This is a genomic window from Salipiger abyssi (assembly GCF_001975705.1).
Lineage (GTDB): Bacteria > Pseudomonadota > Alphaproteobacteria > Rhodobacterales > Rhodobacteraceae > Salipiger > Salipiger abyssi.
Window position 1 is genome coordinate 1,449,498 of record NZ_CP015093.1, and the last position, 26,109, is coordinate 1,475,606.

Annotated in this window: 21 protein-coding genes; 4 read left to right on the forward strand and 17 right to left on the reverse strand. The window is 65.4% G+C overall.

Features of this window, described 5'->3' with window-relative positions:
• Positions 1 to 26: 26 nt before the first annotated feature.
• From Ga0080574_RS10675 to Ga0080574_RS10700, 6 genes are all read right to left on the reverse strand, one after another.
• The gene (locus tag Ga0080574_RS10675; RefSeq protein ID WP_076698554.1) at positions 27 to 479 is read right to left on the reverse strand and encodes a hypothetical protein; all 453 of its coding nucleotides are present in this window, start codon (positions 477 to 479) and stop codon (positions 27 to 29) included.
• A 14-nt stretch (positions 480 to 493) separates the two neighbouring features.
• Positions 494 to 1,486: an ABC transporter substrate-binding protein gene (locus tag Ga0080574_RS10680; RefSeq protein WP_237219354.1), complete on the reverse strand. Its 993-nt coding sequence runs from the start codon at positions 1,484 to 1,486 to the stop codon at positions 494 to 496.
• Positions 1,483 to 2,670, reverse strand: a complete 1,188-nt coding sequence (locus Ga0080574_RS10685) for a Gfo/Idh/MocA family protein (protein ID WP_076698557.1) — start codon at positions 2,668 to 2,670, stop codon at positions 1,483 to 1,485. The genes Ga0080574_RS10680 and Ga0080574_RS10685 overlap by 4 nt, the downstream gene beginning before the upstream one ends.
• On the reverse strand, positions 2,660 to 3,598 hold the full coding sequence (locus Ga0080574_RS10690) for a PDR/VanB family oxidoreductase (protein ID WP_076698560.1): 939 nt from the start codon (positions 3,596 to 3,598) through the stop codon (positions 2,660 to 2,662). The genes Ga0080574_RS10685 and Ga0080574_RS10690 overlap by 11 nt, the downstream gene beginning before the upstream one ends.
• A gap of 107 nt (positions 3,599 to 3,705) precedes the next feature.
• Positions 3,706 to 4,875, reverse strand: coding sequence for an alpha-hydroxy acid oxidase (locus tag Ga0080574_RS10695; RefSeq protein ID WP_076698563.1), 1,170 nt, complete (start codon positions 4,873 to 4,875; stop codon positions 3,706 to 3,708).
• Positions 4,876 to 4,981: 106 nt separating this feature from the next.
• Positions 4,982 to 6,262 carry a Rieske 2Fe-2S domain-containing protein gene (locus tag Ga0080574_RS10700; RefSeq protein WP_076698566.1) on the reverse strand — a complete coding sequence of 427 codons (1,281 nt, stop codon included), beginning with the start codon at positions 6,260 to 6,262 and terminating at the stop codon, positions 4,982 to 4,984.
• A 508-nt stretch (positions 6,263 to 6,770) separates the two neighbouring features.
• On the opposite strand from Ga0080574_RS10700, the gene Ga0080574_RS10705 reads away from it, so the two are divergent.
• Positions 6,771 to 8,672, forward strand: a complete 1,902-nt coding sequence (locus tag Ga0080574_RS10705) for a TRAP transporter permease (RefSeq protein ID WP_237219355.1) — start codon at positions 6,771 to 6,773, stop codon at positions 8,670 to 8,672.
• A 123-nt stretch (positions 8,673 to 8,795) separates the two neighbouring features.
• Positions 8,796 to 9,350 carry a putative antibiotic biosynthesis monooxygenase gene (locus Ga0080574_RS10710; RefSeq protein WP_076698572.1) on the forward strand — a complete coding sequence of 185 codons (555 nt, stop codon included), beginning with the start codon at positions 8,796 to 8,798 and terminating at the stop codon, positions 9,348 to 9,350.
• Between the two features lie 64 nt (positions 9,351 to 9,414).
• Here the strand turns inward: Ga0080574_RS10710 and Ga0080574_RS10715 are convergent, their stop codons facing one another.
• The 10 genes from Ga0080574_RS10715 to Ga0080574_RS10760 form a co-directional block, all read right to left on the reverse strand.
• Positions 9,415 to 10,446, reverse strand: a complete 1,032-nt coding sequence (locus Ga0080574_RS10715) for a 2-hydroxyacid dehydrogenase (protein WP_076698577.1) — start codon at positions 10,444 to 10,446, stop codon at positions 9,415 to 9,417.
• Positions 10,447 to 10,448: 2 nt separating this feature from the next.
• Complete coding sequence (locus Ga0080574_RS10720; RefSeq protein WP_076698580.1) at positions 10,449 to 12,218, reverse strand: thiamine pyrophosphate-binding protein; 1,770 nt, start codon at positions 12,216 to 12,218, stop codon at positions 10,449 to 10,451.
• Positions 12,219 to 12,252: 34 nt separating this feature from the next.
• Positions 12,253 to 13,017: a maleate cis-trans isomerase family protein gene (locus tag Ga0080574_RS10725; RefSeq protein WP_076698583.1), complete on the reverse strand. Its 765-nt coding sequence runs from the start codon at positions 13,015 to 13,017 to the stop codon at positions 12,253 to 12,255.
• A gap of 140 nt (positions 13,018 to 13,157) precedes the next feature.
• Entirely contained in the window at positions 13,158 to 14,273 is a 1,116-nt protein-coding gene (gene dctP / locus Ga0080574_RS10730) for a TRAP transporter substrate-binding protein DctP (protein ID WP_076698586.1), read from the reverse strand.
• 44 nt (positions 14,274 to 14,317) lie between these two features.
• A complete protein-coding gene (locus Ga0080574_RS10735; protein WP_076698590.1) occupies positions 14,318 to 15,628 on the reverse strand; it encodes a TRAP transporter large permease in 1,311 nt (436 codons plus the stop codon).
• Complete coding sequence (locus Ga0080574_RS10740; RefSeq protein WP_076698593.1) at positions 15,625 to 16,188, reverse strand: TRAP transporter small permease; 564 nt, start codon at positions 16,186 to 16,188, stop codon at positions 15,625 to 15,627. The genes Ga0080574_RS10735 and Ga0080574_RS10740 overlap by 4 nt, the downstream gene beginning before the upstream one ends.
• A complete protein-coding gene (locus Ga0080574_RS10745) occupies positions 16,188 to 18,242 on the reverse strand; it encodes a hydantoinase B/oxoprolinase family protein (RefSeq protein WP_076698596.1) in 2,055 nt (684 codons plus the stop codon). Before Ga0080574_RS10745 ends, Ga0080574_RS10740 begins: the two co-directional genes overlap by 1 nt.
• On the reverse strand, positions 18,239 to 20,302 hold the full coding sequence (locus tag Ga0080574_RS10750) for a hydantoinase/oxoprolinase family protein (protein ID WP_198039802.1): 2,064 nt from the start codon (positions 20,300 to 20,302) through the stop codon (positions 18,239 to 18,241). Before Ga0080574_RS10750 ends, Ga0080574_RS10745 begins: the two co-directional genes overlap by 4 nt.
• A gap of 355 nt (positions 20,303 to 20,657) precedes the next feature.
• Positions 20,658 to 21,509 (reverse strand): carboxylating nicotinate-nucleotide diphosphorylase, encoded by an 852-nt coding sequence (gene nadC, locus Ga0080574_RS10755; protein WP_380658490.1) that lies wholly within the window; start codon positions 21,507 to 21,509, stop codon positions 20,658 to 20,660.
• A 196-nt stretch (positions 21,510 to 21,705) separates the two neighbouring features.
• The gene (locus tag Ga0080574_RS10760; RefSeq protein WP_076698602.1) at positions 21,706 to 23,187 is read right to left on the reverse strand and encodes an aldehyde dehydrogenase family protein; all 1,482 of its coding nucleotides are present in this window, start codon (positions 23,185 to 23,187) and stop codon (positions 21,706 to 21,708) included.
• A gap of 264 nt (positions 23,188 to 23,451) precedes the next feature.
• Between Ga0080574_RS10760 and Ga0080574_RS10765 the strand changes: the two genes are divergently transcribed.
• Positions 23,452 to 24,243 carry an IclR family transcriptional regulator gene (locus Ga0080574_RS10765; protein WP_076698605.1) on the forward strand — a complete coding sequence of 264 codons (792 nt, stop codon included), beginning with the start codon at positions 23,452 to 23,454 and terminating at the stop codon, positions 24,241 to 24,243.
• A gap of 121 nt (positions 24,244 to 24,364) precedes the next feature.
• Positions 24,365 to 24,895, forward strand: coding sequence for a MarR family winged helix-turn-helix transcriptional regulator (locus Ga0080574_RS10770; RefSeq protein ID WP_237219356.1), 531 nt, complete (start codon positions 24,365 to 24,367; stop codon positions 24,893 to 24,895).
• A gap of 66 nt (positions 24,896 to 24,961) precedes the next feature.
• Here the strand turns inward: Ga0080574_RS10770 and Ga0080574_RS10775 are convergent, their stop codons facing one another.
• A complete protein-coding gene (locus Ga0080574_RS10775) occupies positions 24,962 to 25,951 on the reverse strand; it encodes a TAXI family TRAP transporter solute-binding subunit (RefSeq protein WP_076698609.1) in 990 nt (329 codons plus the stop codon).
• Positions 25,952 to 26,109: the final 158 nt, after the last annotated feature.

Consider the following 26,109-nt stretch of genomic DNA (forward strand, 5'->3'; position numbering starts at 1 on the left):
GTGGCCGGTCTGTCATTGCCCGGCGATCATCCGGCATCGGCGAGCAGCTGTTCGAGGAAGCGCCCGGAGGACATGACCTCGCGCGTCGGCATCTTCTGCTGCTCGTCGGTCAGTTCGGACTCGGGCGAATAGGTCAGCCCCTGCCCGTCCCAGAACCACCAATAGATGATTTCGCCCTGCTTACCCCGGATCGGCATCCGGAAGGTGGGGAATTGCCGCTGCGCGCGCGGGATCTCGATCTCGCCGGCCTTGGAATGGCTGAGCCCGAGCTTTTTCAGCACGCCGCCGAGCGGCACCATGGCCATCTTGCCCTCACGGATCTCGGCGAGCGAGGTCACATTGTCCGGGCGCGTCGCGCTCGGCCCCTTGAGGAACTTGACCACGGGCGGATAGCTGGGGTGGACATGGGTGACCTGAACATAGGCCAGCCCCTTGTCCGTGGCGATTTCGACGATATCGCCGGGTGCGTATTCTTCCACGTTGGGACTCCTTTTCAGAGACTGTAGGCTTCCAGAGTGGACGGGTGAAACAGCTCCTCGACCTTGACGCGGCGCGGCGACAGGCCCTGGCTCGCGTGATAGTCGAGAAACTTGTCCAGCGTCGCGACGTTATCGGCGACGCCATAGCTCCACGGGTCATTGCCCATCAGGGTCTGCACCCGCTTCAGGTTGTCCTCGACAAAGGGCATGGTGACCTTGGTAGCCGAGGTGTCGAAGAGCGCCTCTTCGGCCAGCCGCTTGGACGCGGTGAAGGCCTTGAGCAGCGCGGCGGGGAGGAACGGGTATTCCTCCACCAGGCTGCGGCGCACGCCGAGAACATGCATGATCGGAAAGATCCTGGTGCGGCGATAGTAATCCTCGGCGGCCGAGATGCTGTCGGCGAACAGCCGGCCCACATGCGGGTGGCCTTCGGCATAGCAGCGCGGCCAGCGCGGGCCGACAAAACCGTCGATCTCGCCATCGGCCAGCATCTGGTTCAGCGTGCTGCCCACCGGGGCCTCTTCCATGGTGATGTCGTCGGGGAGCTGCACCTTGATCTTTTCCGGACGGCCGGCGGTGTCCATCCCGCCACGCACCCAGGTGATATCGGAGGGTTTCACGCCGTATTCGTCTTCCAGGATGCCGCGCACCCAGACGTTCGCCGAGAGCTGATACTCGGCGATGCCAATGCGCTTGCCCTTCAGATCCTCGGGCTTTTCAATGCCCTTGTCGGTGCGGATATAGACCGAGGTATGACGGAAGGCGCGGCTCAGGAAGACCGGGATGGCGACGTAATGCGGCTCGCCCCGCGCGACCGAGATCGAATAGGAGGACAGCGACAGCTCGCTGATATCGAAGGCCTGATGCCGGAAGGCGCGGAAGAACATCTCTTCCGGCGAGAGCAGCATCGGGATCGGATCGACACCGTCGATCTGCACCCGCCCGTCCACGATGGCCCGCGTCCGGTCGTAGTTTCCCATCGCGAGGGAAAGCTTGAGATTCGTCATCGTGGAAACTCCTGGTGTTGTGCCTTGCATTGGTGCCGCAGCGCGACGGTCTGACCCGAGGCCGCGGATGTCAGGATGGCGTGGCAAACCTCGAGGCTCGCCCGCCCCCATTCGCCGGACTGGACCGGCGAGCTATCCTCGCGCACGGCGCCGACCAGCGCGTCGAGCACCGTCTTGCGCGGCGCGGGGCCAAAAGGCGCCTCGATAAAGCTGCGCTCGGTATCGCCGAACACCTCGATCCCGTCGGGCGTGAGGCGCAGGTCGGCGCGGTCGCACATGGCGATCACCGGGCCGAAATGTTCGTTATGTTCGGCCTCGATGGTCTTGCCGCTGCCAAAGGTGCGGGTGGTCTTGAGCCGCGCCTCGTCCTCGGGGCTGAGATCGGCCAGCGCACGCCGCGCGCCGCCATAGGCGTCGGGGGTCTTGGTCTGGCCGAGCTCGCCGACATTGTTCATCCAGATATCGCTGTCGAAATGCGCGTAGCCGGAATAGGTCAGGTTGGCGATGCAACCGGTCTCGAAGGTCATGAGCGCGGTAAAGGCGCCCTCGGTGGGCCGCTTCGGATCCCAGGCGCCGGTCATGGCGACGATCTTGTCCGCCATGCCGCCGGCGAGCCGGCGTACCACGTCGATCTGGTGGATCGCCTGGCTGAAAAGGACGCCGCCGCCCTCTTCGGTGCGCAGCTCTTCGGGCCGCCGTGGACGATAGAGGAAATCGGTGTAGTTCAGCGCCTGGATCATCCGCAGCGTACCGAACTCGCCGCTGGCGATGCGGCGGGCGGCGATATCGACCGGCAGGTCGAAGCTGTGGCTCGGCCCGACGATCAGGTGAACCCCCGCCTCGCGCACGGCATTCACCATGATATCGGCATCCTCCATCGAGATCGCCAGCGGCTTTTCGACGAGAATATGCTTGCCGGCCTTCGCGGCGGCGAGAACATGGTCAACATGCATCTGGTGCGGCGTGGCGATATACACGGCCTCGACCGACGGATCGGCACAAAGCGCCTCGACGGACTCGTAACCGGTGCCGCCGTAATCGCGTTCGAACGCGTCGCGGCTTTCGGCGCGGGGCGCCGCGGCGGCGACCAGCTTCACGCGCGGGTCGGCGTCGAATGTCGGCACCATGAGCATGAACGCACGCCCCAACCCCACGACACCGAGGCGGACGGGATCAGAGGTCAAGAACCAGCCTCCCGGATTTGGCCCGCGACACACAGATCATGATGTAATCGTCTTTTTCCTCGTCCATCAGGACCATATCCCGATGATCGACGTCGCCGCTCAGCAGGCGGGTCTTGCAGGTGCCGCAGGTGCCGCTCTCGCAGGAGCTGGAGGTTTGCAGCCCGGCATCGCGCAGGGTTTCCAGGATCGAGCGGTCGTCGGGCACGGTCAGGGTCTTGCCGGTCTTCTTAAGCTCGACCTCGAAGGGCTCGTCATCGTCGCGCACCACATCGACGGGTTTGAAGTCCTCGAAATGGATGCGCCCCTCTGGCCAGTGGCCGGAGACCGCCTTGATCTCTTCCATGAAGGGCTTGGGGCCGCAGCAGAACACATGCGTCGCGCGCGGCGTCAGGAAATCATCCCAGAAATCATAGGAGTTCTCGGGGTTGCCATCGTCGTGATGCACGATGATCCGGCCATCGAAAGCCTCGTTCAGCTCTTCGAGATAGGCCGACTCCTCGGCGCTGCGGCTGCAATAGATGATCCGCAGTTCCTTTCCCTTGCTCGCAAGCTGGCGCGCCATCGCGTAGATCGGCGTGATGCCGATGCCGCCGGCAATCAGCAGGTATTTCGACACGTCGGTCAGCGGGAAATCGTTCTCGGGCGGCTCGACCGTCAGCTCGTAACCTTCGGTCGCCTCTTCATGCATCGAGACCGAGCCGCCGCGCGATTCCGGCTCGCGCTTCACGGCGATGACATAGGTGTCGGGATCGCTACCATCGTTCACGAGCGAATAACGCCGCATCGCGCCCGAGGGCGTCTCGACGGTGATATGGGCACCGGCGTCGAAGCTGGGCAGATCGACGTCATCGACCGGCGCAAGGGTGAATTCCGTAATGCCTGGAGTCAAAGCGCGCCGCTTTTCGACACGCATCTTAAACTGCTCCATAAGGTCCTCCCAGTCTGTTCGCGGCTGCTATAAGTTAGATAGCTAAGTTATTACTGTCAACGATCCCCGGGGGTTCAAGACGCGGAAAACAGATATTTTTTATCTATCTATCCGAGAGCCTTGCCGGAAAGCGCCCGTTCGACCCCGGCAAGATGCTGTCGACCCAGCTCCCGGGGCCGCTCGCAGCCGATCAGGATCATGGTGCGCTCCATCTCGTCGGCGAGAATCGCAAGCGCCCGGTCGACTCCCTCGCGCCCGCCGGCGGCCAGCCCATAAAGCGGCGCCCGTCCGAGCAGCACGCCATGCGCGCCGAGCGCCATCGCCTTGACCACATCGCTGCCGCGCCGGATGCCGCCGTCGAGCAGCAGCGTGGCGCCATCTTCGAGCTGATCCGCGATCCGTTCCAGCACCGAAACCGTCGCCGGCGCACCGTCGAGCTGCCGCCCACCATGGTTCGACACGACAATCCCGTCGGCCCCGGCCTGACGCGCAAGCCGCGCGTCTTCGGGGCAAATGATCCCCTTGATCAGTAGCGGCCCGGACCATTGTTTGCGGATGCGGCGCACGTCGTCCCAGGAAAACTGCGGATTGCGCTGCGAACGGGTGAAATCGGCAAGTTCGGCATTGCTGGCGCCTTTGCCGAGGAACCGCTCCAGATTCTCGAACCGGGGCCGCTTGCCGCCGAGCCACACGGAGGCGAGCCAGCGCGGATGCAGCAGCCCGTCGAGCACCACCTGCGCGCTCATCCGGATCTCATGCGAGAAGCCGTGGCGCAGATCGCGCTCGCGCTTGCCGCCCACCAGCGAGTCGAGCGTCAGGATCAGCGCCGAATAGCCGGCGACCTCGGCGCGCTCGATCAGCGCCTGTGAAAAATCGGGTTTGCCCCAGGGGTAGAGCTGAAACCAGCGCGGCGCGGCGACCCGCTCGGCGATGGTCTCCATAGACGTGTTCGACGCGGTGGAGAGCGTGAAACCGATCCCGGCCTCTGCCGCCGCAGCGGCAATATGCAGATCGCCATCCGGCCAGTAGATCCCGTTGAGCCCGGTCGGCCCGATCAGGAAGGGCGCGGCATAGCGCTGGCCGAAAATCTCGGTCGAGAGATCGACATGCCCGCCGCCGAGCAGCCGGGGCGTCAGGCGCAGATCGTCCAGCGCCTGACGGTTGGCGCGCAGCGTCGTCTCGTCCTCCGCCCCGCCATCGAGATAGTCGAAGACGACGCGCGGCAGCCGGGCGCGAGCCAGGCGGCGGAGGTCGTCGATATTCACAGCATGCTTCATCTGTCGATGGTCAACCCGTCACTGCCCCCGCCCTGCCAGTGCCGGGCGCAAAAAATCCGCCCGGGCCACGTGGCGCCGGGCGGATCCGGGAGCAAGCGAGAAAGGGTTATTCCGCGGCCTGGGTGGCGCCCGTGGGCTTCACAAGCGTGCGCCAGTCCACCTCTTTCGGATAGACACCCTCATGCGAGGCGATATTCGCCTGCGGCACGTCGGAATCTGTGCCGATCGCGGTACCGCCCTCGGCGACCTTCTTGGCGGCATCGGCCATCAGGCGGCGGAACTCGACAATGGCAAGGTCCGAGGCGCCCAGCGTGTCGGTGTGACGCTGCACGCGGCTGCCCATCGACACCCACATCACGATATCCTCGTTCGGGATGCCGTCGACGCCGGTGAAGTGACCTTCCTTCATGCGCTCGCGATCCTGCATGAAGTCGTTTTCCAGAGTCCGCACGGTGCGCCACTTGTGGTCGACATCGACCCCCGGCACCGCATGGGCGAACTTGCGCCATTCCTCGGTGGAGGGCACGTTCGGGCCACCAAAGGCGATGAAGTGGAACGCGGTCTCGTCGTCGTTGATCGGCACGATAACGCTGGCCACCTTGTAGTTGTTGTTCGGCGGGATCAGCGAGTAGTACGGCGCGACGAATTCGGTGATGCGCAGATAATTATGCGTGGCCGAATTCTTGATCGGCTTGCGGATCGCCGCGTAGTGGAACCCGTAGCTGGTGGTTTCCGTCTGCATGCGCGGCGACTTGTCGGTCGACGGGCGATACCAGGATTTATCGTCGGCGGAGGCGCCTTCGACACGCGCCGGCACCATGTTGGAGGAGTGCAGCGACGAGGAGTGCGCGCTGTCGATCTGGCCCTCGTGGATCTGTGCCCAGTTCGCCGGCACGCGGATCTTGAGGATCGAGACCGGCGTGTCCTCTTCGGGGGCGAAGGCCGGCGCCTGAAACTCGGGCATTTCGTCCTTGTCGCCAAGCCAGGCCCAGACGAAGCCGCCCCACTCGCGCACGGGGTAGGAGCGCGCCTTGACCTTGTCCATCAGCGGGCTGCCCTCGGGCTCCGACGACATGGCCACGACATTGCCGTCCACGTCCATCTTCCAGCCGTGATAGAGGCAGCGCAGGCCGCATTCCTCGTTGCGGCCGTAAACCAGCGACGCCTTACGATGCGGGCAAAGCTCGTCGAGCATGCCGAGACGGCCCTTGGTGTCGCGGAAGGCGACATAGCTCTCGCCCAGCACCTCGACGCGCAGCGGCTTGCCGTCGGGTTCGGCGACTTCTTCCATCAGACAAACCGGGGTCCAGTGTTGACGCATCAGTTTCGCCATCGGCGCATCGCCGGTCACACGGGTCAGCAGTTCGTTCTCTTCAGGCGTAAGCATTAAGGCCTCCCTCCAGCAATCAACTCTGCCGACGACAACGCCGGCTCTTTGGGTTTTGCGTTTCGATTATTCTTAGCTATCTAAGTAAAAGCTGTCAATAGCGCTTGCGGATGGATCTTGCGGACGGCCCGCCAGCTCCCTGCCGAAAAGATACAAAGTTGACATACGAAAACCCGCCATTAAACATAGATCTCTAAGAATCTAGATTTCCGGGGGAGGATTCCGTGACTTCGCAAGGGTCGCCTCCTCATCCGGTCAGGGGAACGCGCGACGCCGGACAGCCCGGCCTGCGCAGGAAAACAGGGAGGTAATACATGGTATTAGAGACCGCCAGCTTACGATTCGCGAGCGTCTCCGACGTCATCTCATATATGAGGTCCGTGGTGCGCAACGCGGCACCGGCCCATGGATGCGGCCGGCTCAACCCGTCGCGCCAGAGCGCGACCGACGGAACCATGCCGGCATGCGAATCACCCGCGATGCGCCGCCGTGAAATGGGACAGGCAGAATGATTCCCTCGCTAACGGAAACCGGCCGCCGCCGGAGCCTCGGCCCCCGGATGCGCAAGGCCGTGGTGATCCTCGCCGCCGCCTTCGCCCTCTGGGTGATCTATGCAAACCTCTTCGTCATCTCCGACCCGCTGATCCTCGGGATCCTGTTCATCTCGGGCATCTTCACCATCCTCTTCCTCGCCGTCGGCGCGACGTCGCGGGCGCCTGACGAGATCCCGTTCTACGACTGGGTTCTCTCGGCGCTGAGCCTCGCCTGCGGCATCTACTTCTTCATGAGCACCGACGCGATCGCGGATCGTATCAGCCTGCTCGACGCCTTCACGCCCGACCAGCTGTTCTTTGGCTCGGCGCTGCTGTTCCTCACGCTCGAAGCGACCCGCCGCACAACCGGCCTGGGGTTGACCGGCGTCGTCATGCTGTTCCTGATCTACAACCTCTTCGGTTACCTCCTGCCCCCGCCCTTCGGGCACCGGGTCAGCGAGTTCAGCTATCTGCTCGACATCCTGGTCTTTACCACCGACGGGCTGTTCGGCGTGCCGATCCAGGTTGTGGCAAGCTATGTCTTCCTCTTCGTGATGTTCGGCACCTTCCTGTCGAAAGCCGGCGGCGGCGACTTCTTCTTCAACGTCGCCTCGCTGGTCACCGGCCGTTCGCGCGGCGGTCCGGCCAAGATCGCCGTCATTTCCTCCGGCCTTTACGGCACGATGTCGGGCAGCCCGACCTCGGACGTGGTGGCCACCGGCTCGATCACCATCCCGGTGATGAAGCGACTGGGCTACAGCGCGCGCTTTGCCGGCGCCGTCGAGGTCGCCGCCTCCACCGGCGGCAGCGCGATGCCGCCGATCATGGGCTCCGCCGCCTTCATCATGGCCGAGTATTCGGGGATTTCGTATAACGAGATCGTTCTGGCCGCATTGCTGCCGGCACTCTTCTACTATGCCGGCGTCTTTGCGCAGGTTCACCTGCGTGCCGTAAGGCTCGATCTGCGCCCTTCCGAGGGCGAGATCCCGACCGTGGCCGAGACCTTCAAGACCGGCTGGGTGTTCCTGATCCCCATCGTGGGCATCGTTGTCGCGCTGATGCTCGGCTATTCGCCGACCTTCACCGCCGGTGTGGGCGTCGCGGCGACCATTGTGGCGTCGATGATCCTCAAGGAAACCCGGATGACACCCTGGCAGATCGTCGAGGGGCTGGGCACCACGACGCTCCAGATCCTGCCCGTGGCCGGCGCCTGCGCCGCCGCCGGGCTGGTGATCGGCGGGCTCTCGATGACCGGTCTCGGGATGAAGTCGGCCAATGTGATCCTGGAGCTCAGCAACGCGCAGCCGATCCTGACGCTGGTGATTTCCGCCATCGTGACGATCATCCTCGGTCTCGGGATGCCGACACCGAGCGCCTATATCCTCGCCGCCGTTCTGGTCGGGCCGGCGCTGGCCAAGCTCGGCTTCCCGACGCTGCCGAGCCAGATGTTCCTGCTCTACTATGCGATCCTCTCGGCTCTGACCCCGCCGATTGCCGTGGCCGCCATCGCCGCCTCGGCCATCGCCGACGAAGACCCGTTCAAGATCGCCTTCTCGGCGGTGCGGCTTGCGGTTGTGGGCTTTCTGCTGCCCTTCGCCTTCGTCTGGAACCCCGGCATCCTGCTGACGCTGGATCCGCTGTCGAACACGCTTGCCGTGGTCGGCGCGGCGATGGCGACGGGGGCCATCGCGATCTCGGTCGAAGGCTCCATGGGGCGCAACCTGAGCACGCTCGAAAGGCTGCTGCTGACGCTCGCGGCGGTGGGAGCGGTCTGCCCTTACCCGGTCATCGCGCTGGTCAGCATGCTGCTGATCGCCGCGCTGGTCGGGCGGCACCTGCTGCGGCTGCCAAAGGCGGCGGAAAAGAAAAGTGCCTAGAGGCGCTTATCCGCCCTTTTAGACAAACTCACATGTGGCCATCCTGACCGGTGGCCACATGGCCGTTCCGGGGGGCGCATTCGGCGCATCCCGCGAACCAGACGACAACAGGATGTTCTGCGGATGCCAGACAGTTCGAATACCCTCGGCAAGGCCCCGGATGCAGAGGCCCGCCGCGTTTCCCTTTCCCTATCGGTCGATGAGGCGCATGCCGCCCGCATCGCCGCGACGCTCACCGAGGCAATGGCCGAGCTCCGGCAGCAGCCCGGCGTCGAGACATTCGAGTTCAGCGAGAAGCCGGACGGCGCGACGCGGCGGTTCCGCATCGCGCTCGGCGTCCGCGACATGGCCGAGAGCGATGCCAACCCGCTCGACAGGCTGGCCGCAGAGATGGGCGCTGATCCGCATGTGACCGCCTCGACCGCACAATGCCGCGCCAAGCCGGCAAACCCCGCACCGCCCGCGCAGAAGGTGCCGGCCTTCTGGAAACGCTGGACGGTGAGCATGATCGCCGTCTATCCGGCGCTGATCGGGCTGGTCTACGGGCTGAGCCCGGTGACGGCCAATATGCCGAAACCGATCTCGCTCTTCATCGTCGCGCTGCTTCTGACGGGGCTGAACGCGCGTTATCTGGTGCCGTTCCTGAACCGGCATCTGCAAGGCTGGCTGTTCAAATAGGATGCCCGCTCAGGCGCGAATGTGACAGGGGCCCGCGATGTCGTCGCGGGCCCCTGTTCTTTCGTCATCCGATACTGTCGAGACGTTTTCGCCAGTCGGGCTCGACCCCGGGGTTTCTGGTGTAGAGCGGCAGGTCGCCCGCCATCAGGCGGGTGGCGTTTTCCACGAGAACCTCGGGCATGACCGTGTAAAGGTCGATCGTGTGGCCGAGGATATGCGGCGTCAGGATCACCCGGTCGAGCGAGCGCAGCGGGTGGTCCATCGGCAGCGGCTCGGTCTCGGTCACGTCGAGACCCGCCCCCGCCAGATGGCCGTCGCGCATCACCCGCACCAGCGCGTCCTCGTCGATGAGCCCGCCGCGCGAGGTGTTCACCAGGATCGCGTCGGGCTTCATCTGCCGCAGCTCCGCCTCGCCCAGCATGCCCCTGGTCTCGTCGTTCAGCGGCACATGCAGGCTGATCACATCCGCCTTTTCCAGCAGCTCGTCGCGGCCCACCAGACGCACGCCCGCCGGCGCCGTCTCCGGCGGCAGGAACGGGTCGTGCACCAGGATCTCCGCCGGCTCCCACGCCGCCAGGCGCGCGATCACCCCGCCGCCGATCCGGCCCGAGCCGATGAGCCCCACCGTCCGGCCGCGCAGCATCCGCCCGTACATCACCTGCGGACGCGGCGCGTTCTCGCGCAGCAGACGCTCGGATTCATGCAGCCGGTAAAGCAGCACCAGCATCAGCATCACCGTCGCCTCGGACATCGCCAGAAAGTTCTCCGGCGTGGCGCCATTGGCCACCAGAAGCCCGCGCGACGCGCAGGCCTCCAGATCGACCGCATCCACCCCGATGGTCGGAAAGACCAGCGCGCGCAGCCGGGGCGAGGCGTCGAGATCCGCCTCGCTCAGCCGCGAGCGCGAGCTTGCCACGATCAGGTCGACATCGGTGAGGAGCGCCGCGCGCTCCTCCTCCGACAGCCTGCGCGGCACCCCGGGCACCACCTCCGGCCCCCGGATCACCTCCCAGCCCTTTTCCGCGAGCTTGGCGGAGGCGCTGTCGAGCACCTCCTCCAGCACCGGATCGCGGGCGATATAGATCTTCGGCGCCATGATCACTCGCTCCGCGTCAGGCCGGCGACCATGTTGGGGTTGTAGCCGGGCTGGACACGGGCGTCGATCACCACGCTCTTACCCTCCTGCACCATGGCGATGCCCTTGCGCACCGCCTCGACCAGCTCGCCCGCCGTGGTGACCGGCCCGATGCCCTCGCAGCCCTGCGCACGCGCCACGCCGGCGATGTCGATATCCGGATCGCCGATGCGCTGGCCGATCCACTTGTTCTCGACCGGGCGGTTGCGCGCCACGGCGACGCGCTCCTGATGCACCTCGTCATTGTAGAAGGAGCGGTTGTTCGACACCACCGCCAGGAACGGCGTGCCGTAATGCGCCGCCGTCCAGAAGGCCGAGGCCGCCATCATGAAATCGCCGTCGCCGAGCACCGCCACCGGCAGCCGGTCGCTGTCCTTCAGCGCCAGCGCGGCGCCGATCAGCATGCCCGGACCCGAGCCGATCCCGGCGCCGCCATCGGAGCCCAGGAAGTCGAGCGGGTGACGGAAATGCCAGCTCTCGCCGGCCCAGCCCAGCGGCAGCCGCACCATCGAGGCGCAGACCCCGTCCAGCCCCTCGCCGAGCGCGCCGGCCAGCGTCATGATATCGAGCGGCGTGTCGGCGGGCGGCGCGTCGAGCGCCGGCTTCACCGGCAGATCCTCGGGCAGCGTGCCCGCGCCCACGCCGAGCGCGTCGGCAAGCGCATGCACCGCCGCGTCCGGCGTGCTGGCAAGGTGCAGGTCGAGCGCCGGCAGCGCCTGATGCTCCATGCCCCAGCCATTGTGCAGCTGATAGTCGACGGAGGCCTGAATGACCTTGGCCTTGATCTCGCCGCCGAGCTTCAGCGTGCCGGCCACGTCGAGCCAGTCGAGGCTGAGGATCACGTCGGCGCGGCGCAGCACCTCGCCCGCCGCGTCGTCGATGAAGAAGGCCGGCTTGCCGCGATGTTGCGGGTGATCGGTCGGGAAGGAGGCGCCGATACGGATATCGGTCAGCACCTCGGCCCCCAGCGCCTCGGCCAGCGCCACGCGCCGCGCCCAGTCCGCCGGATCGCGCGACACGCGGCCCGCCAGGATCACCGGGCTCCTGGCACCCTTCAGCAGCGCGGCGGCCTGCGCCACGCCCGTGGCTGAGGGATCGGCGGGCATCGGCGGCTGGTAGCGGGCGTAATCGGGCAGCGCCGGCACGCTCTCATGCTGCTTTTCCTGGATCGACACGTCGAAATTCACATAGGTCGGCCCGAAGGGCGCGGTGCGCGCGATCACATCGGCGCGCAGCATGGATTCGATGGCCGCGCCCATCGAGGCGGGCTGATCGTCCCATTTCACGTAATTGCGGATCATCGAGGCCTGGTCGCGGCAGGTGTGCAGCCAGTCGATCCACGGCCGCCGCATCGCCGCGTCCACCGGGCCGGTCGCGCCATAGATCAGCACCGGCACCCGGTCGCACCAGGCGTTGAAGATCGCCATGGTGCCGTGCATCAGCCCGACATTGCTGTGCAGGATCACCGCCAGCGGCTCGCCGGTCACCTTGGCATAGCCGTGGGCGATGGCCACCGCATGTTCCTCGTGCAGGCAGAGCAGCATCTGCGGATCGTGGTTGCCGAGCTTGTTGACGAGGCTGTCATGCAGCCCGCGAAAGCTCGACCCCGGGTTCAGCGCAACGTATTTCACGCCAAGCCCACGCAGCACTTCCGCAAAGATATCGCTCCCCCAGACCCCGGTCTCCTCGGACGGCAGCGGCGTTTCCACGCGCGATGGTGTCAGATCGTTCATACTGTCTTCTCCTTCATATGTTCCGGTTGGTGTTTCAATGTTGGCTCAGCAGGCAGCCGAAGCCCTCGGGCCGGTCGGACAGACCGGCGCGGCGCAGCAGATGCCACGCCATGACCTGATTGCTGGTGATCACGGGTTTGCCGAGGATCGCCTCCAGCGGCGCCACGGTCTCAAGCGAGCGGATCGCGGTGCAGCTGAGGAAATACGCCTCTGCCTCGGGGGTCTGCCGCTGGTGGGTCAGATCGTACCAGAGCGCCGGATCGGCCTCGGCCATCTCGGCGGTGGTGTTGAGACCCTGGCCAAAGGCATCGGCAACGGCGATCCCGTGGCGGTTGAGGAAAGCGACCTCGCTTTCGACGATGTGGTCGAGATAGGGCGTGACGAGCACGATTTTGCGCGCCGAAAGCGCCTCCAGCGCCGCGACCACCGCCTCTGACGTCGCCACCACATCGCTGCCCGACGCCGCGCGCGCCCGCGCGAGGATATCCGCCTCACGTGCGGCGCTCTGGGTCGAGACGGCGGTGCAGTGGAACCCCACCAGCGCGGGCGCCACATCGCCGACCAGCGCCGCGGCACCGTCGATATCCCGCGTCATCGCGTCGAGCTCTTCGGGCGAGCTGCCGGTGAGCCGCAGCCGCGTGACATGCAGCGAGATATCCCATGGCATCATCGCCGCGAGCTCGCCCTCCGCAACGCGGTTGCCCGAGGGCATGATGATGCCGAACCGGGCGCGCGCGCCAAACCGGACCCGGCCCGAGGCCAGATCCGGTGCAGCGCTGTCTGTCGTTTCTGTCGCCATGTGGCTTTCCATCCAAAGTTGACGGAGCCCCCGCCCGCGCAATGGGAGAAAGGCGCGGACGGGGGCGTTTCGGGCCCGGGTTGCGGCGCGGAGGAGGCGCCCGCCCTGAGAGGGTGGGAGAGACCCCGGGCCCGTTTTGGTTATTGACCGAGCTTCGAGAACACCTCGCGCTCAAGCAGTTCGGCAAAGGCCTCCGGGTCGCCCTCGACATCCGCGACGAGCCCCTTCCAGCGCTCCAGCGTCTCGATATGCTGGCGCACGATCGCCTCTGCATCGGCCGATCCGCCAAGCTTAACGATATCGGCGGCCACCGCGTCGAGTTCGCGCGAGCGGAAATCCTCCATCGCCTCGTTGTAGGCGTCATCGGGTTGCCAGAAGACGATGCCCTTCTCCTTACCGGCAGTGCGGGCCGAGGCCTCCTGATCGGCATAGGTCTTGGTGATCTGCGCGATCCGGCCCGGGATCTTCGACAGCAGCGCCTCGCGGTTCGCCGGGTCGAGCCTGTCGACCGAGCCCTTGTTGAAGACGAATTCGCCAAGCCCGTGATAGCTGCCGATGGGCTGGTCGACGATGCTGCTGACGGAGTCGATCAGCCCCAGCGTCTCAAGCCAGGCGAGGTTGCCGACGGCGCAATCGACCTGCCCCTGTTGCAGCGCCGGACCGACCTCGCTCGCCGGGAGCGACACCGGCACGGCACCCAGCGCGTTGATCAGCCGGACCGCAAAACCGCCGGTGACGCGGATCTTGCGCCCGGACAGATCGGAGAACTGTTCGATGGGCTCGGCGCACATGAGATACCAGGGCGAGGCCGCGTGCCCGCCCAGCCAGACCGCGTTCTGATGCTCCAGATCGGCGATGCATTCGGCGCAGTTCAGCATCATGGTTTCGTTCGTCGCGCCGGCGGCGGCCCAGAAATCATCGGCGAAGGGCAGCAGCTCGGGCAGCATCGCCACATGCGGGATCTCGCTGGAATTCAGCGTCGGCACGATGAAACCGCCATCGACCACCCCGTCGCGGATGCCGCCCAGCGTGGCATTGCCGCCAAGCATCTGGCCGCCGACAAAGACCTGCGCCGAAAGATCGCCGCCGGTGGTCTCCGACAGATCCTCGAAGAATGCCTGCGCCTCGACCGCCTCGATGGCCAGCGGCGGCATGAAGGTGTTGTACATCAGCCGGTCCGCGCTGGCGGCGCTGGCCATGCCGACAATTGCGGTGCCGGCGAAAAGCCCTATCAGTTTGTGCAGTCTCTTCTGCATTTTCGTTTCTCCTCCCGAATTCCGGCCGTTCGTTCCGACCGCTCCTAAAGTCCCATAACTCTTGGCAAAAACAGCGTTATCTCGGGGAATGCGATCAGCAGACCGATCACCGCGAGATCCACCACCAGGAACCACAACACCCCCCTGAAGATCGTCGTGAGCGGCACGTCCGAGCCCACGAGCGATTTCACGGCAAACACGTTCAGCCCGACCGGCGGCGACATCAGGCCGATCTCGACGAATTTCACGATCAGCACGCCCATCAGCGTCAGGTCGAGCCCGACCGTCTTGAAGATCGGCAGCATGATCGGCAGCGTCAGGAACAGCAGGCCGAGCGGGTCGAGGAACATCCCCAGCACCAGAAAGCAGGCGCCTGAGATCAGGATCACCGCAAGCGGCGAGATGTTCGACTCCGCCATGAACTGCGCCAGGAACATCGGCAGGCCCGAGAAGGCCAGGAACCGCGTCAGTAACACCGCGCCGAGCACGATGAAGAACAGCGTCGCGGTGCCGACAAGCGCGTCCCAGAAGCTGGCCTTGATCACGGGCCAGGAGAGCGTGCCATTGGCGAGCGCAATCACGAAGGTCAGCGCCGCGCCGAACGCGCCTGCCTCGGTGGCGGTGACGATGCCGCTATAGATGCCGCCGATCACCCCAAGCACCAGCACCGGCAGCGGCCAGATGCCCGCCATGGCACGGAACTTGGCGCGCCAGCTTGTGCGCTCGCTGTCGCGCGGGGCGACATGCGGTTGCAGCTTGGCGCGCAGGATGATCATCAGCGCAAAGGCCAGCGCCGAGATCAGGCCGGGAATGATGCCGGCCACAAAGAGCTTGATGATCGAGGTTTGTGCGAAAACGCCGATCAGGATCATCAGCACGCTCGGTGGAATGAGCGAGCCCAGCGTGCCCGCCGAGGCGACCACCCCGGTGGCGAGCCCCATGTCGTAGCCGGTCTTTTTCATTTCGGGCAGCGCGATGCGGCCCATGGTCAGCGTGGTGGCGAGGCTCGACCCCGACGCCGCCGCAAAGCCGGCGCAGGCAAAGTTCGTCGCCACCGCCACGCCGCCGGGCAGCCAGCCCAGCCAGAGCCGCGCCGCATCGAAGAGCGCCGTGGTCAGGCCCGAGCGGAAGGCCAGCGCACCCATCAGCAGGAACATCGGGATGGCCGAAAGCTCCCAGCTGGCGGCGGTCTCGAAGGGGATGAGGCCGAGGATGCTGAAGGCGGCGTTCCAGCTCGTCAGGATCGCGATGCCGACAAAGGCCACGAGCCCGAGCGCCAGCCCGATGGGCACCCGCAGGGCGATGAGGAACAGCGCGATCCCCATGCCCCAGAAACCGATGGCGAGGGGACTCATGGCAGCGCCCCCGTCTCGGTTTCTTCATGGGCGGCTTGGTCGTGGCGGACAAAGCGCATGATCTGCACGGCAAGCCCGAGCAGCGACACGATCACCACCAGCGCCATCGCCAGCACCGGAATCCAGCGCGAGGGCCAGGTCGGCAGGAAGAAGGCCGAGGTCTGGATCTGCTCGGACACGGCGGTGGCGCGCATCGCCTCCACCCCGATGCGCCAGGCGAGCAACCCGCCATAGATCGCCATCAGCACAGAGGTCAGGCAATCGAGCAGGATGCGCCAGCGCGAGGACAGCAGATCGCTGACGAGGCTCGCACTGATGTTCTGATCGGTGATCTGCACATAGGCGATGGGCAGAAAGATCAGCGTCACCATGTAATAGCGCGAGACGATCTCGGTCGTGCCGGAGAGCGGCACGCCGACCACGTAACGAAGCCCGACATCGGTGACCACATGCAGCACCATGAGCGCCATCACCACGCCCGACAGCGCGACGGCGATCTCGCTGATGCGGATCACGCCCCGGGGCATCCGGCGCAGCGGGATATGCGAAGAGGCTGTCATTACGATGCCTTCGACATATCCGCCGCGCCGCCCTGCGCCGTGTGGCGCTGCGCGATGCCGGCGGGGATCGCTTCGGTCCAGCAGCGGTCGATATCCGCCGCCGTCAGGGCCGTGCCGCGCTCGTCCGCAAGACGCTGCGCCGCGTTCCAGAGCCGCCCGCGCATCGAGGCGCGCAACGGCACTGGCAGGGTAAAGACATGCGCGATCAGCCGCGCCCAGGCCTCTTCGGTCCAGACCGCCTCATAGGCATCGCGTTCAGGGCCGAAGTTGAACATCGCCGGCTGCCCCTGCCCGCCCCGCTCGCGCCGCAGCGCCTCGGTGGCGGCGCCATCCACGGCACCCTCGCTCAGCACGACACCATAGGCATCGCGCGCCGCCTGCTCCGAGATCAGCCCGTTGCGCAGATCGTGCAGTACCATTTCCGGGTCGCGCTCGAAGGGCGAGCCATAGCCGCCACCGCCGGGGGTGAGCACGCGCAGCACATCGCCGCAATCGACCTGAAGCGAGTCGATCTTGTCGAGCGGCTCGAAGTCTTCCGCGCCAGAGCGCCGGATATAGACCGCGGCCTTTTCGCCGCACTGCCCGCCCAGAACGCCCCAGGGCCGGAACCGGTGCCGCTCCTGACCGCGTGCGGTCACCAGACAGTCATGCTCCAGCACCTCGAACTCGAAGACGATGCCAAGCCCGCCGCGATGCCTGCCAGCCCCGCCCGAGTCCGGGCGCAGCGCGTATTTCAGGATGCGCACGCCCGAGACGCTCTCGACGATCTCGATGGGGCTGTTGCGCAGGTTGGCGATATCCACCACGTCGCGCGCGTTCAGCCCGTCGCCATCCTCATGCCCGCCGGTGCCGCCCACCATGGGCTCCAGCACATTGACCTTGAGCCCGCCCTTGGCGAGATCCGGCTCGGTAAAGACGATGGGGGCGATGTAGCCGGCGCCGGCGGCGGGGATCTCGCGCGGGAGTGCCTGCGCCAGCGCGCCGCGAATGGCGTCCTGCACCCGCACGCCTGTGGTGGTGCGCAGCCCGACCGCCGCCGGCGCCTTGCAGTTCACCACAGAGCCCGGCTGGGTCACCACGCTGACCGAGCGCATCAGCCCGGCATTCACCGGAATGTCGCGGTCGATGGTCAGCAGCACGAACATGATCGTGTAGACCAGCCAGGGATGCGCCTGCCCGTCCGAAAAGATGTTGAACGCGGTGCGAAGCTGCGAGTCGGTGCCGGTGAAATCCACCTCCATCTCGTCGCCCTTCACGGTGAGCGCGACACAGAACTTGATCGGAATGTCCGAAACCACGTCGTCGTCGAGATAATCGGCAAAGCGGTAGGTGCCGTCGGGAATGCCCGCGATCACCGCGCGGGCACGCATCTCGCTGTAGTTCAGCACGTCGCCCATGGCGTCGGTGACACCGGCGAGCCCGTATTTCTCGACGCATTCGCCGACCCGCCGGTCGGCCACGCGCAACGCGGTCACCATGGCTTTCAGGTCGCCCCAGTTGTCATGCGGCACCCGGCAGTTGCAGAGGATGAGGTTGATCAGCTCGTCATTCAGCTCGCCCGCGCGGTAGAGATGCGAGGGCGGAATGCGGATGCCTTCCTGATAGATCTCGTAGCTCGACGGCGAGAGGCTGCCCGCGACGCGCCCGCCGACATCGGTCGAATGCACATAGGCATAGGCGAAACAGACCAGCGTGCCGTCGTGAAAGATCGGCGCCAGCAGGCTGATATCGGGCAGGTGCGAGGAGAGCCCTGCACTGCGATAGGGGTCGTTGCAGATCAGCACGTCGCCCGGCGCGTAGCTGTCGAACTCACCGATCATCGACGTGAAGTCGAGATTGGCGAACATGGTGATGCCGATGCTGTGCGGATAACCGAAGATCTCGCCCTCGGGGGTGACGAGCGCCACGCCAAGATCGGCGGTCTCGTTCACAAAGGCGGTGTGGCCGGTGCGTTGCAGCGCATAGCCCATCTCTTCGGCGATGGAGCGGAAGCGCTGCACGAAGATATCGAGCTGGGCGGAGTCGGTGCGCAGGGCAGAAAGTTTCCGGGTCATTGGTCTTGCCCCCGCTTGGTGTTGGTCAGGAGGAGGTTTCCGGCGGCATCGCAGCGGGCGGTAAAGCCCGGCGTCACGACCGTGGTCGTGTCGAACTGCTCGACCACGGCAGGGCCGGCGACGCTGTCGCCGGCGCAGAAATCCTCGCGGCGATAGACCGAGGCCTCATGCGCCTGCCCGCCGTGATAGATCGGGCGGCTGCCGATGGCGGCAATTGTCCCGGCGTCATCGCGCTGCCTTGCCGGCGGCAGCGACGGTTTCGCGCGGCGCCCGAAGACCCGCACCCGCAGCGACACCAGATCCACCGCCGCGTCGCGCTCGCTGTTGTGATAGAGCGCCTCGTAAGTGTCGTGAAACGCCTCGGCCAGCCGCTCCGGCGTCAGCGCGCCGATCTCGAGATCGGCGGGAAGCGTCACGTCCACGTCAAAGGCCTGGCCGGCATAGCGCATATTGGCCGAGCGCACGATTTCGATCCGCTCGATCATCGGGTTCTCGGCGGCGAGCGCGTCGCGGCCCTCCTGCTCCAGCTCGCCGTAAATCGCGCGCATGGTGTCTGCGTCGATCCCGGTCAGCGGTTTGCGCAGGCTGCGGATGTAATTGTACTGGTAATCGGCGATGGTGGCACCGAGCGCGCACATGGTGCCCGGCGATGGCGGCACGAGGATCTGCCCGATCCCCACCTCCTCGGCCAGCAGACAGGCATGGGTCGGCCCCGCGCCGCCAAAGGCGATGAGCGTGAAGTCGCGGGGATCGAGCCCGCGCTTGGTCATCATCGGAAGGATGGCGCTGGTCATCGTCGCCGTGCCAAGGCGCAGGATCGCCTCCGAGGCATCTTCTGCGGAGCAGCCCAGCCGCTCCGCGATCCGCCCCACCGCCGCAAAGGCATTCTCTGCCTTGAGGCTCAGCGAGCCTCCGGCGAACTTCCCGGCGTCGATGTAGCCCGCCACCAGATAGGCATCGGTCACCGTCGCCTCGGTGCCGCCCCGGTTATAGCAGGCCGGCCCCGGCTCGGCACCGGCGCTTTGCGGTCCGAGCTTGAGGATGCCGAAGGGATCGAACCAGGCGATGGAGCCACCGCCCGCGCCGACGGCGAACACATCCACTGTCGGCATGACGATGGGAAAATCGCCGATCTCGGCATCGGTGGAATAGACCGGCTCCTCATCGCGGATGATCGAGAAATCGGCGCTGGTGCCGCCGATATCCAGCGTCACCGCATCGCCGACACCGCTCAGCCCGGCGACATAGGCCGCCGCCACCACACCCGAGGCCGGCCCCGAGAGCATGGTGTTCACCGGCTTGGCCTTGGCGCTCGACGCGCTCAGCACGCCGCCGTTCGACTGGGTGATCTGCAACGCGGTGTCGAGCCCGACCTCCTGCGTGTCGATCACCAGATTGTCGACATAGCGGCTCATGATCGGCTGCACATAGGCGTTGAGCGAGGCGACGCTGGCGCGCTCGTATTCGCGGATCTCGGACCAGAGATCGGAGGAGCAGGAGAGGTAGAGATCGGGGCGCGTTTCGCGGATGCGCTCGGCGAGCTGCCGCTCCACCGCGTCGCTGTTATAGGCGCCAAGCAGGCAGATCGCGACGCTCTCGATCTCGGGCGCAAGCTGCGCGATCACCGCGTCGATGGCGGCGAGCCCGGCGGAGGCATCCGCGTCGTCGCCGCGCACCGGGATCTCATAGACGTCCTGACGCGCCACGATGGTCGAGGGCAGCGACGCCTTGAGGTTGAAGATGTCCTTCTTCCGAAGCCGCGCGATTTCGAGGATGTCGCCATTGCCCTCGCTGACGATCAGCGCCGAGCGGGCGCCGCGGCGTTCCAGCACGGCGTTCAGCGCGATGGTCTGGCCATGCACGAAATACGAAATCGCGTCGGGCGTGCTACCGACCGAGGACATCAGCTCGCTGATACCGCGCGCCACCGCGCGGGAGGGCGCGGAGGGCGTGCTGGCCACCTTGTGGGTATGCGAAGCCCCTCCGTCCAGCGCCAACAGGCTGAGATCCGTAAAGGTCCCCCCGATGTCGATGCCAAGCTGAAAACTTACGTCGCTCACATTGTCCTCCCCGAACGTCTGCATTCCCTATTTCGTAATTTGATTCCATATTTCATAATTTCGGTCAACCGGAGTCGCCGGGGAGGGACGCAGAAAACATGTACCGAGGATGCGGCGAAAGCCGCGCCAGAGAGGATCGGGGAGGCTATAACACCCTGGAAAATAGTGACTTTATCAAAAGGTGAAGGCCACAGACACGCGAGGGCGACACCGCCGCCCGCCGCGACCGCAGCTCCCGCCATGGCGGTTACGCTCTTGTTCGATTTTCGCGTAACGTGTGGGAGGGCGGCGGTGCCGCCCCCTTGCAGGGATGTGTGCCGGAATGCCTCCATGCCCGTCTCCCCGCCCCGGTGCCTCAGAAATCCAGCCCGAGATCGACGGTGCCCGCCGAATGTGTGAGCGCGCCGGAGGAGATGTAATCGACCCCCGTCGCGGCGATCTCGGCCAGCCGGTCGAGTCGGACATTGCCGCTCGCTTCGGTCTTCATGCGACCGCCGATCCGGCGCACCGCCTCGGCCATGTCCTCGGTGGTCATATTGTCGAACAGCACCGCTGCCGCGCCGCCGACCTCCAGCACCGCGTCGAGCTGCTCCAGACCGTCGATTTCGATCTCGACCACCACCATATGGCCGACATTGCGCTGGACGGCCTCCAGCACCGGGCGCACACCGCCCGCCGCCGCGATGTGGTTGTCCTTGATCAGGATCGCGTCCGAGAGCGAGAAGCGGTGATTGAAGCCGCCGCCATGCAGCACCGCGAGCTTTTCCAGGATCTTCAGGCCCGGCGTGGTCTTGCGGGTGCAGGTGATCCGCGTGCCGGTGCCCTCGACGGCGCGCACGTAGGACTGCGTCAGCGTCGCGGTGCCGGAAAGACGCCCGGCGAAATTCAGCGCGACCCGCTCCGCCGCGAGGATGGAGGCAGCGTTGCCGTTGATGCTCATCAGTCGGTCGCCGGGTTTGCCGGCGGTGCCGTCGGGGATCTCGATCTCGACCTCAAGGCTCGGGTCGATCAGCCGGAACGCCAAAGCTGCGGCCTGCATGCCGGAGACCACCGCCTCCTGCCGCGCATTGAGACTGGCGCGGTATTGCCGACCCGCCGGCAGCACCGAGCGCGTGGTCACATCGCCGCCGGCACCGAGATCTTCCATGATCGCGTTGCGGATCGCGGGTTCGAGAATGATGTCAGGGACGGGTTCGAAATTCGGCACGGAATGGTCCTCTTGGTTGGGTAGCTGCGGATCCGCGCACCGGACCTTCGGAACCTCAGTCGCAAGACGGGGTCGTTCGATGGTGCGCCTGCCATCCGGCAGGAAGGGGACACCGTTTCGGGACCGCACAACGCTCCCGATCCCCGCGCCTGCCGGATATTGCAGGGCGGAGCCGCTTCGCCCCGCCCTGCCAATGTCACTGACCGGCCAGGTTGATGTGGACGTTCTTCTCGTGGGTGAAGGAGATCAGCTCGCCGATGCCCTCCTCGCGCCCGATGCCCGATTGCTTGACGCCGCCGAAGGGCGCGCCGAGGAAATGCCGCCCGACCTCGTTGATCCAGACAAAGCCCGCCTCGACCCGCGACGCGGCGCGGTGCGCGGTGGCCAGATCGCGCGTCCAGATCGCGCAGGTGAGGCCAAGCTCCAGCCCGTTGACCTCCTCGAGCATGGCGCTCTCCTCGCGCCATTTGCGGACGGCGAGCACCGGGCCGAAGATCTCTTCGCGGGCGATGGTCATCTCGGGGGTCACATCGGCAAAGATCGTCGGCGCGATGAAGCACCCATCGGCAAGGTCGCCATCGGTGACCGCATGGCCGCCGGTGACAGCGCGGGCGCCTTCGCTTTTGGCGCTTTCGATATAGCCCATCACCCGGTCGAACTGGGTGCGGCTGACGATGGCGCCCATGGTGGTCTCGGGATCGGTGGGAATGCCCGGCTTGTAGCGCGCGATCTTGTCAGCCACGTAGGACAGCACTTCGTCGTGGATGTCCTCGTGCAGGAAGGCGCGGCTGGTCGAGCCGCAGGACTGGCCGCACCAGCCGAAATTCATCCCCGCGACAAGCGCGTCGGCGATCTTTTCGGGCTTGCTGTCGGGATAGGCGATCAGGGCGTTCTTGCCGCCAAGCTCCAGCAGCACCGGCTTGACCGTGGCGCTGGCGCTTTTCATCACCGCGCGCCCGGCGGGAACCGAGCCGATCAGCGTGACCTTGGCCACGTCCGGATGCTCCGCCAGCCCGGCGCCGGCCTCGACACCGCCGGGCAACACGCTGAACACGCCCTTGGGCAGCAGCCCGTCGACGATTTCGGCCAGACGCAGCGCCGAGAGCGGCGCCTGCACCGGCGGCTTGATGATGACCGCATTGCCCGCCGCAAGCGGCGCCGCCATCTTGCCGCCGCAGAACATGAACGGGTGGTTGAAGGCCAGGATCCGCGCCACCACACCCAGCGGCTCGCGCAGGGTCATGTTCACCCGCTCGGCGCCCATCGGAATGGTGTCGCCCTTCATCTCGGTAACGAGACCGGCAAAGAGATCCATCTGCGCGGCGGCAATGGCGGCGTCGCCGCGCATCTCGGTATAGGGGTTGCCGCAATTGGCCGAGTCGATCATCGCCAGCTCGTCGCCATGCTTGCGCAGCAGCGCGGCGATTTCCTTGAGGATGCGGGCACGCTCCAGCGGCGGCACGTCGCGCCATTCCAGAAAGCCCTTGCGCGCGGCGGCAACCGCGGCGTCGACATCGTCGCGCCCGGCTGTGGCCACCGGAGTCAGCACACGGCCCGTCGCCGGGTTCAGCGTGTCGTCATAAACTCCGCCCAACGGCTTGTGCCAGACGCCGCCGAAATAGAGATCGGCGTGCTGTGGCAGCACCTGTTCGATATCGAAATTCAAACTGTCCGGCACGATAGCTTCCTCCCATCCGTCGTTGACTTCGAAATAACTTAGATCTCTAATAGATGTCAAGCAGCCGCATCTTTTCTCTGCGGTGGCAGCCAGCTTCGCATCGCCGGCAAATCGCGCTCTGATGCGCCGGGCCGCAGGCTTGACCGCGCGGGCCGATCAAGTGCAGGACTCGATATCGGACCGGAGGCGACCATCGCGGCGACGCGCTCCAAAGCGGGCGAAACGATCAGACGCTGGCAAGAACGAAGAACAAAGGAAGACAGTGTGGAAGCAAAAGGCAGCCCCCGCCAGCATGTGCAATCGGTCGTCGTCGGTGCGCGGCTTCTGGAGGCGCTCGCCCGGCAGAACGACGCCATGTCGCTCTCGGCAATCGCCAAGGTCGCTGACATGGCGCCGGCAAAGGCCCACCGCTACCTCGCGGGCTTCATCGAAACAGGGCTGATCACGCAGAGCGAAACCACCGGGCTTTACGATCTCGGGCCGCTCTCCCTCGATCTCGGGCTTGCGGCGATCCGGCGGCTCGACGTGGTGGAGCTGGCCTATCCGCTGATGGTCGCGCTGCGCGAAGAGACCGGCGAGACCACTTCGCTCTCGGTCTGGGGCAATTTCGGCGCCACGCTGGTGCGCTGGGTGCCGAGCAACGCGCCGGTGAACATCACGGTGAATGTGGGCTCTGTTCTGCCCCTGCTGACCTCATCGAACGGCCGCGCCTTTGCAGCGCATCTGCCGGCGGAGATGGTCGAGCCGCTGATCGAAAAGGAACTGGCCGAGAATGCGCCCGCGCTGGCGGCGGCGGGCATAGAGACGCGCGCGGATGTCGAGCACATCCTGCAACCGGTGCGCGAGACCGGCATCGCCGCCGCAGTCGGGCTGGTGGTGCCCGCCATCGCCTCGCTGAGCTGCCCGATCTTCGACCGCACCAATTCGGTGGTCGCCGTGGTCACGATTGTCGGCATCACCGGCATGATCTCGACCGAGGCGGACAGCCCGGTCTCAATGAAACTCCGCGACACAGCACAGCGGATTTCGGAAATGCTCGGCGCCCGGACGGGCTGAGGGCCGCACGGGCCGTTTATCATCACCCACAACCTCAGATAGCAGGAAAGTGCCATCGCAAGGTGCTGAGAGGGTGTCGCAAGCTCTTGGCAAGATCGTTCTTTATTGATTTAGTCACCTAATGAACGAACAGTCGACATGCTCCGGCCCATCCCTCGAGTCGTCCCGCGGCGAAGAACGCCTGGCGCGGCTCGTTCGCCTTGCCGCGCGCGGCTTCAACCGCTCGCTTCAGATCCGCCTGAACACCCAGAACGTGACCTTTGGGCAGTGGATCTTTCTGCGCATCCTGTGGAACGAGGACGGGCTGTCGCAGCGCGAGCTGAGCGAACGTGCACACCTAACCGAGCCGACCGCGCATACCGCCCTGCTCCGCATGGAAGAGCTCGGCTATATCGTGCGCCGGAACATCGAGGGCAACAAACGCCGTCAGCACGCCTTTCTGACCGAGCGCGGCTGGGAGCTGCGCGACCAGCTGGAGCCGCTCGCGGTCGAGGCCAATGATCTGGCCGTCGCGGGGCTGACCGAGGATGAGCAGCGTATCCTGCGCAAGGCGCTGGCGACGATGATCCGCAATCTCGAACAGGACGAGCTGGACGCGGCGCAGCGCGGCATGCGCATGCCACCGACCAAGGGGAAGAGCGCGCCGGAATAGACCGGACAAACGCAAACCGGCGCCCGGTTGTCCCGCGCGCCGGCTCTTGTTTTCAGGGAAAAGCCCTTATTCCAGAAGGCCCAGTTCCTCATAGGCCCGCTTTGCGCCGGGATGGAACGGCAGCGTCTTTTGCGAGACTAGGAGCTCGGGCGTAAGCTGTTTCATCGCACTGTGCACCGAGCGGATCTCGTCGATATTCGTGGCGATATCCTTGGCCAGCGTATAGGCGGTTTCCTCGGGCATCGTGTCGGTGGTGACCAGCAGCGCGCCAAGGGCGAGCGTGTCGATGGGCTCGGCCTGGTTGGTATAGCTGCCGCCCGGGATCTCGTAAGATACGGTGCCGAATTTATCATTGGTCTTCTCGATGATCTCCTGCGGGATATCGAGCAGCACCACATCGGCGTTCTTGTCGACGCTCAGGAAGGACGAGTGACCGACAAAGATGCCGTTGATCACCATGTCGATCCGGCCATCGGTCATCAGGTCGGCCTGCTGCGCAGAGCCGCCACGCACCATGACGCCGCCATTCCCCTCGATGGTCTCTTCGTCAAAGCCCGCCTCGTCGAGAATATAGGTGGTGATATTGGCGACGATATTGCCGGCGTTGTTGTTGCCGACGCGGATCGCGGCGCCGGATTTCGCCAGATCGTCGAGGCTGTCGATATCGTATTCGTCGGCGATGGATTTCCGCAGGAAGAAATGCATCGGCGCCCAGTTGTACATATAGCCGATTGCCTGAAGCCCGGTGATCGGGCCCTTGAACGGGTCTTCGCCGTCAAGCGCCAGCTTGACCTCGGCATCATGGGCCAGGCCCAGATCGGTGCGGTTGCCCGAAAGCAGGGCGATATTCGCAAATCCGCCGCCGGTCGCCTGATAGGTGACGACCCCGTCGGAATCGGATGTTTTCACCGCCCGGTCGATCCCCGCGCCCAGCAGCGACCAGAGCCCCGACGGGTTCCCCCCGGACAGCGTGACATTGAGGCTTTCCGCAGTGGCTCCGCTGCCCATGACACAGATGCCGATGGCAGCAAGAAACGTTGCTACTTTGGTTTTCATATAGTCCTCCCTCTCAAACGCAGCACAGACACCAAATGATGAGATCTCTAACATTAGATATCTATGTTACATCCTTTTTATATCTTCGCCTCCGCGCTCCGTCAACGACCAAGTTTTCGCATCATTATCAAATAATTTCAGATAGATAACATGAAAAA

What these genes read in the sequence shown, in the direction of transcription:
- Ga0080574_RS10775 (WP_076698609.1), bottom strand. Translation starts at nt 25,951, where the DNA reads ATGAAAACCAAAGTAGCAACGTTTCTTGCTGCCATCGGCATCTGTGTC.
- Ga0080574_RS10680 (WP_237219354.1), bottom strand. Translation starts at nt 1,486, where the DNA reads ATGACGAATCTCAAGCTTTCCCTCGCGATGGGAAACTACGACCGGACG.
- Ga0080574_RS10715 (WP_076698577.1), bottom strand. Translation starts at nt 10,446, where the DNA reads ATGGCGCCGAAGATCTATATCGCCCGCGATCCGGTGCTGGAGGAGGTG.
- Ga0080574_RS10705 (WP_237219355.1), top strand. Translation starts at nt 6,771, where the DNA reads ATGATTCCCTCGCTAACGGAAACCGGCCGCCGCCGGAGCCTCGGCCCC.
- Ga0080574_RS10690 (WP_076698560.1), bottom strand. Translation starts at nt 3,598, where the DNA reads ATGGAGCAGTTTAAGATGCGTGTCGAAAAGCGGCGCGCTTTGACTCCA.
- Ga0080574_RS10745 (WP_076698596.1), bottom strand. Translation starts at nt 18,242, where the DNA reads ATGACCCGGAAACTTTCTGCCCTGCGCACCGACTCCGCCCAGCTCGAT.
- Ga0080574_RS10695 (WP_076698563.1), bottom strand. Translation starts at nt 4,875, where the DNA reads ATGAAGCATGCTGTGAATATCGACGACCTCCGCCGCCTGGCTCGCGCC.
- Ga0080574_RS10735 (WP_076698590.1), bottom strand. Translation starts at nt 15,628, where the DNA reads ATGAGTCCCCTCGCCATCGGTTTCTGGGGCATGGGGATCGCGCTGTTC.
- Ga0080574_RS10770 (WP_237219356.1), top strand. Translation starts at nt 24,365, where the DNA reads ATGAACGAACAGTCGACATGCTCCGGCCCATCCCTCGAGTCGTCCCGC.
- Ga0080574_RS10720 (WP_076698580.1), bottom strand. Translation starts at nt 12,218, where the DNA reads ATGAACGATCTGACACCATCGCGCGTGGAAACGCCGCTGCCGTCCGAG.
- Ga0080574_RS10710 (WP_076698572.1), top strand. Translation starts at nt 8,796, where the DNA reads ATGCCAGACAGTTCGAATACCCTCGGCAAGGCCCCGGATGCAGAGGCC.
- Ga0080574_RS10740 (WP_076698593.1), bottom strand. Translation starts at nt 16,188, where the DNA reads ATGACAGCCTCTTCGCATATCCCGCTGCGCCGGATGCCCCGGGGCGTG.
- Ga0080574_RS10725 (WP_076698583.1), bottom strand. Translation starts at nt 13,017, where the DNA reads ATGGCGACAGAAACGACAGACAGCGCTGCACCGGATCTGGCCTCGGGC.
- dctP (WP_076698586.1), bottom strand. Translation starts at nt 14,273, where the DNA reads ATGCAGAAGAGACTGCACAAACTGATAGGGCTTTTCGCCGGCACCGCA.
- Ga0080574_RS10700 (WP_076698566.1), bottom strand. Translation starts at nt 6,262, where the DNA reads ATGCTTACGCCTGAAGAGAACGAACTGCTGACCCGTGTGACCGGCGAT.